Origin of the sequence: uncultured Gimesia sp. (assembly GCF_937919775.1) — a bacterium.
In the GTDB taxonomy this organism is placed as follows: Bacteria; Planctomycetota; Planctomycetia; order Planctomycetales; family Planctomycetaceae; genus Gimesia.
The window spans coordinates 1-6,011 of record NZ_CALFPF010000087.1 but is presented as its reverse complement, the minus strand read 5'-3'; the positions used below and the strand labels follow the sequence as shown (position 1 = coordinate 6,011).

Sequence of the window (6,011 nt, the reverse complement as noted above, 5' to 3'; positions counted from 1 at the left end):
ACAAAGAGCGCATAGTATCATCCGAGTTGTTATGCTCGGTCCGAATGGCCCTGGCGACGCTACAATAAACCCGGTAACAGGCTGGAAACTCCAATCATAACCCATCAAACTAGACTTACTGTAGTTTATTGGGTGGACTTGGATCTGGAACCGCCTTATTATATTAAATAAGGTGATATTATATACAATCAAGGTTGGTGATTTCATTTTCTTCAACTGAATGAGTAATCAGAAATGGCCGCAGTTGTCTCCAAAGAATTAATGCATGGTTCCCGCAGGCAGACCCTCGTACAACAGGTGCTGACCAGGTTCTTCCAGGGTAAGTATCAGCCAAACCAGCGCATGACGGTGCAGACGTTGGCGAAAGAATGGAATGTCAGCGCTACCCCCGTCCGCGAGGCCCTCGTTGAGCTGGAGGGAATCGGCATTGTCGAAATCTTTCCCAATCGAGGGGCGGTGCTCCGGAATTTTGGTGCGAAAGAATTACGCGAAATCTGTCAGGTGCGACGGATTCTTGAAAGCGAAGCGACCCGGTGTGCCTGCGGTCATATCACGCCGCACGAGTTATCCCGGCTCGAACAGATTTTCAGCGAGCTTTCCACCGCGAAACGAACTGTGGAATGGTCAGAGACGACACAGGAATGGGACGACTATCTGCACGAGCTGATTTATCGCACGTGTGGCAGTGATCGACTTTCGCATGAAATCAATCGTTATCGTGTTTTATATCGTACTTTAAGGCAGGTTCGGCACAGTAAACGTCAGAATGTCAAAGACTATAAGCACATGGAAGAAAACACAGAGCATCTGCGCATTGTCCAGGCTCTGGCAGACGGTGACCCGGAGCAAGCCGCCCAGGCCATGCATGACCATTTGCTGCAGTCCGCTGTCGGACTGGAACGCGATCTGTTTCAACAGGAAAAGACGTAATCAGCAAATTTAGTAATCGATGGACTTCTAAGAAACGCAGCAGAATCAGTTGAGGAAAATCCAGTGATGCGATGTTTGATTACCCGAGTCGGCCTGACCGGCATATTTTTCGCCAGTCTCAGTCTACTCTTGCCGGCTACCGGAAAAACGTCCGAAGCGAAAACCAGCGTTGATTTCGAAAAACAGATCGCACCGCTCATCGTGGAACACTGCATTCGCTGCCACAATCCGGGCAATGAAAAAGGGGAACTCTCACTGGCTTCGATGCACGCATTGAAAGAGAAAGGTTTTCTCACGCCGGGCAAACCGGACGAGAGTTATCTGCTGGAAGTGATTCATGTCGACTCCCAGACCGGCAAGGCGGAAATGCCCAAAGGGGCGAAGCCGCTCTCAGCGGATGAAGTCGCACTCGTTACCCGCTGGATTCAACAGGGCGCCGTCTGGCCTGAGCAGGTGAAACTGCAGGAAAAATCCAAAGCCGATCTGAACTGGTGGTCGCTCCAGCCTTTGGCCCACAACAAACCACCGGTCACAAAAGACCTGCCCGAGGCGTGGCAGAAACATCCCATCGACCAATTCATCGCCGCGAAGTTACAGGAGAAAAATCTGTTACCTTCGCCCCGCGCCTCAAAACGAACCCTGATTCGACGGGCCACCTATAACCTGACCGGATTGCCTCCCACGCCGGAAGAAGTCGCCGCCTTTGAACAAGATTCTTCACCCGATGCCTACGAAAAACTGATCGACCGGCTGTTAGATTCGCCCCGCTATGGAGAGCAGTGGGGTCGCCACTGGCTGGATGTTGTCCGCTTCGGCGAGAGTAACGGCTTCGAACGCAACGTGATCATCGACAATGCCTGGCCGTTCCGCGATTATGTGATTCAGTCATTCAATGACGACAAGCCCTTCGATCAACTGGTGACCGAACATCTGGCCGGCGATGTGATCGGCAAAGGCGATCCGAATGTCGAAGTTGGCACTACATTTCTGGTATGCGGCCCGTACGATAACGTCGGCAATCAGGACCCGGTACAGCAGGCCCAGATTCGCGCGAATACGATCGACGATATGATTCGCACCACAGGCGAAGCTTTTCTCGGACTGACCGTCGGCTGCAGTCGCTGTCACAATCATAAGTTCGACCCGGTGATGCAGCAGGATTACTACAGCCTGTACGCCACGTTTTCCGGCGTGTTTCACGGAACGCGCATCGTGGCAACTGAAGCAGAAAAACAAAAACGGGAAGAGAAAATCAAACCGCTCGAAGCCCGCAAAGCAGAACTGCAGAAAGAGAAATCAAAAATCGAAGGTACGATTCAGGCGAGAGCGGAACAGCAAGCGGCCGAATATGAAAAAACGTGGGTGCGTGAACCAGTCAAGCGAACCGGAGTGGAAGATACGTTCGAACCGGTGTCTGCTAAATTTGTACGAATGACGTCACAGGGGCTGGATACGAATCCGCGGGCGACCACCGGTCATCGTGTGGACGAATTCGAAGTCTGGACGGCCGGAGATTCTCCCAAGAATGTCGCCCTCGCGAAAAATGGAGGGACCGCCAAAGGGGCCAACAGTCGTACCGCCGGTGATTTCGCCGGCGCTTACGATGTAAACTTAACGATTGACGGGAAAATCGGCGCCTGCTGGATTGCCGGTAGCCCGGACCTCACGATTGAACTCGCGCAACCGGAAACGATCAACAAAATTGTCTTCTCCAGCGATCGTTCGGGAGCAGCCATGAGTAACTACAAAGCGACTTTCGTGGCGGAATACAAGCTCGAAGTCTCTGAGGATGGCAAGACCTGGCAGGAAGTCGCCTCTTCAAAAAATCGCAAACCGGTCAACGAAGGTCATCGCCGCAAACGGTTATTTGATTTGGAATCAACGCCCGAAGAACGTAAGCAGCTCAGCCAAATTAATGCAGACATCGTCAAGACCGATCGCGAACTGGCCGCCATCCCGACATTACCCTCCTGGTGGGTGGGCAATCACAGCCAGGTGAATGGCCCGTTCCACATTTTCGTCGGCGGGAATCCGCAGCGTAAAGGAGAGCAGGTCGTTCCCGCCAGCATGACCACACTCGGCAACGTCACGAAAGGGTATCAACTGGAGGCAACCGCACCGCAGGGGGAACGCCGTCTGGCGCTGGCCCGCTGGCTGGTCGCGAAAGAAAATCCGCTCACGCCGCGCGTGATTGCGAATCGGCTCTGGCATTACCATTTTGGCACCGGCATTGTTTCAACGCCCAGCGACTTCGGTTACATGGGAACGCGACCGACGCATCCCGAGTTATTAGACTGGCTCGCGATTCAAATTCAGGAAAATGGCTGGCGGCTGAAAGACATTCAGAAACAGATTATGCTGTCCGAAACCTATCAGCAGGCCAGTACGTTCCGCGAAGACGCAGCCCGCATTGATTCCGATTCTCGTTTCCTCTGGCGGTTTCCGCCTCGTCGTCTGTCGGGTGAAGAAATCCGGGATACGCTGCTTTCGGTTTCCGGAAAACTGAATCTCAAAATGGGTGGCCCTGGTTTTCGCCTGTACGAATACCTGCAGGATAACGTCGCCACGTATGTCCCCCGCGAAACATTCGGACCGGAAACGTATCGTCGGGCCGTTTATCATCAGAATGCGCGAGCGGCCGGCATCGATTTACTGACCGATTTCGACTGCCCTGATAATGCGTTTGCCGCATCCAAACGGAATGTGACCACGACGCCGTTACAGGCACTCACGTTAATGAACCATCAATTTACGCTGGACCTTTCCCGGTTTCTGGCAGAACGTCTGAGAAGTGAGGCCGGCGCCGAAAACGTCGATCAGCAAATTGATCGTGCGTTTCGTCTTTTGTACGCCCGGCCTCCCATTGCACAGGAACAGCAGGCGGCCCGAGCGTTGATCGCGGCGAACGGACTCGAAGCTTTTTGTCGCGCGATGATTAATTCCAATGAACTGATTTATCTTGATTGAAGTGGTGAAGCCGCATGTTAAATCCCTTTGATAACTCGACCCGACGTTTGTTGCAGCAGGTGCATTCACGACGTTCGTTCTTTTCCAACGTCTATACCGGAATGGCGGGCCTCGGTCTGACAAGTCTGTTACTCAACGATCTCTCAGCCGCCACGAAGGCGAGCGGTTCAAAGAACAGTAAAGACTGGCAGCCCGGCGTCAACGCAACGCATTTTCCCGCCAAAGCTAAACGGGTGCTGCAGATCTTCTGCCCCGGTGCCGCCTCGCATATGGATCTCTGGGAACACAAACCAAGCCTGGAAAAATATCACGGCAAACCGTTGCCCGGCGAAGAAAACTTCCTCAGCTTTCAGGGGAAAAACGGAAACCTGATGAAAAGCCCGTGGGCTTTCACGCCGGCGGGTGAGAGTGGCAAGATGTGTTCCAGCATACTGCCGCACATGTCGCAGCACGTTGACGATATCGCTTTTCTGCATGGGATGACGACGAAAACCAACACGCACGGCCCCGGTTGTGTTTTCATGAATACGGGCCACGATACCGAAGGGCATCCCAGTGCCGGCGCGTGGCTGGGTTATGCATTGGGCAGTGAAAATGAGAATCTGCCCGCGTATATCGCGATTCCTGATATTCGCGGCGAACCCCCGAACGGAAAAGCCAACTGGAGCAACGGTTATCTGCCCGCACAGCATCAGGCGATTGTCATGAACGCACAGTCTCCGATTCGCAATCTGAAGCTTCCCAACGGCATCTCTCCAAAAGAAGAACAGGCGACCCGCGACTTTTTAAAGTTCCTCGATCAAAGGCACGCCGACCAGCGGCCCGGCAATTCGGACTTGCAGGCGCGTATCGAAGCTTACGAACTGGCAGCGCGGATGCAGCTCTCGGCTCCCGAAGTTTCGAATCTCGCGTCCGAGCCGAAATCGATTCACGACCAGTATGGAACCAGCGACCCGAACAAATTAAAAGCCGCTTATGCACGCAACTGTCTGCTCGCGCGGCGGTTTCTGGAACGGGGCGTGCGTTATCTGAATTTGTATTGTTCTTCGCGAGCTTCGGGCGTAGATGGTCTGTTGAACTGGGACGCGCATAAAACGCTCAAAGCCGACTACGAACGGCATTGCCCGATTTTCGATCAGCCGACCGCCGCCTTGTTAACCGACTTGAAGCAACGTGGTTTGCTGGATGAAACGCTGATCTTGTGGACGACCGAATTTGGTCGCATGCCCACCCATCAGGCGGGCACACTGGGCCGCGATCACAATCCGGACGGGTTCACCTGCTGGATGATGGGCGCCGGCATCAAAGGGGGGACCAGCTATGGTGCCACCGATGAATTCGGACGCCGGGCCGAGCTGAATCCGACGACCGTCTGGGATTTTTACGCGACCGCCCTGCATCTGCTCGGATTTCAGCACGACAAATTGACTTATTATAATAATGGCATTGATCGCCGTCTGACGGACGTACACGGCAATTTGATTAAAGAAATCCTGGCTTAATGCTGATGAAGTCTTAAATATCCTCAGATCCACACTTGGATCAGGGATTACCGTGGCATATTTTAGTAAGAGAGTACGCCGAACCATTGACGCGTTCTGGATGTCTCTCTAAACTGTGCCTCTGATTAAGTTGCGGGGCGTAGCTCAGCTTGGCTAGAGCGCTGCGTTTGGGACGCAGAGGTCGCACGTTCGAATCGTGTCGCCCCGACTTTTTAAATCGCTACGAGACAAAGACTTACGACACCACAGCGGTGATACCTTTTTTGCAAAATCACTGGTGATACCCTAGGTGATACCTTTGGGAAGACGAATGGTAGCTGAGCGGTCATGAAACGATCACTCAGCTCAATCCTCTAAGACGCCTCACCAAAACCTGCACGCGATCCTGACGACCCTACGAACGACAACGTTCTCTCCTTAATGTCAAGCTCGCCGTCACGAACTCCCGCCCCGTTGATTGGCGGCAGCTCCAGCCTACACCAGACCCGAGGATCGAATTCTTGATCGCTTCGCTGAGGTAGGAAACAGCGTCGTAGATGCCCAGGCCCTTTGGTACTCTCCGGGATCAGTTCAGTAACTGGCTCGGCAGTGACCAGAACCGGGCTGTGATCG

General features: G+C 53.5%; 3 protein-coding genes and 1 tRNA gene. All 4 read left to right on the top strand.

The genetic code is table 11. From position 1 onward, the window contains the following. Positions 1-234 precede the first annotated feature (234 nt). The 4 genes from Q0294_RS02280 to Q0294_RS02265 all read left to right on the top strand — a co-directional run bounded on the left by Q0294_RS02280 (position 235) and on the right by Q0294_RS02265 (position 5,607). A complete protein-coding gene (locus Q0294_RS02280; RefSeq protein WP_299460505.1) occupies positions 235-930 on the top strand; it encodes a GntR family transcriptional regulator in 696 nt (231 codons plus the stop codon). 66 nt (positions 931-996) lie between these two features. Continuing rightward, the gene (locus Q0294_RS02275; RefSeq protein WP_299460503.1) at positions 997-3,897 is read left to right on the top strand and encodes a DUF1553 domain-containing protein; all 2,901 of its coding nucleotides are present in this window, start codon (positions 997-999) and stop codon (positions 3,895-3,897) included. Between the two features lie 14 nt (positions 3,898-3,911). Further along, the gene (locus Q0294_RS02270; RefSeq protein WP_299460501.1) at positions 3,912-5,399 is read left to right on the top strand and encodes a DUF1501 domain-containing protein; all 1,488 of its coding nucleotides are present in this window, start codon (positions 3,912-3,914) and stop codon (positions 5,397-5,399) included. 133 nt (positions 5,400-5,532) lie between these two features. Next, positions 5,533-5,607, top strand: a tRNA-Pro gene (locus Q0294_RS02265). Positions 5,608-6,011: the final 404 nt, after the last annotated feature.

Bases quoted from the DNA above. Each gene is read 5' to 3' on its own strand.
- Q0294_RS02280 (WP_299460505.1), top strand. From the start codon at position 235: ATGGCCGCAGTTGTCTCCAAAGAATTAATGCATGGTTCCCGCAGGCAG.
- Q0294_RS02275 (WP_299460503.1), top strand. From the start codon at position 997: ATGCGATGTTTGATTACCCGAGTCGGCCTGACCGGCATATTTTTCGCC.
- Q0294_RS02270 (WP_299460501.1), top strand. From the start codon at position 3,912: ATGTTAAATCCCTTTGATAACTCGACCCGACGTTTGTTGCAGCAGGTG.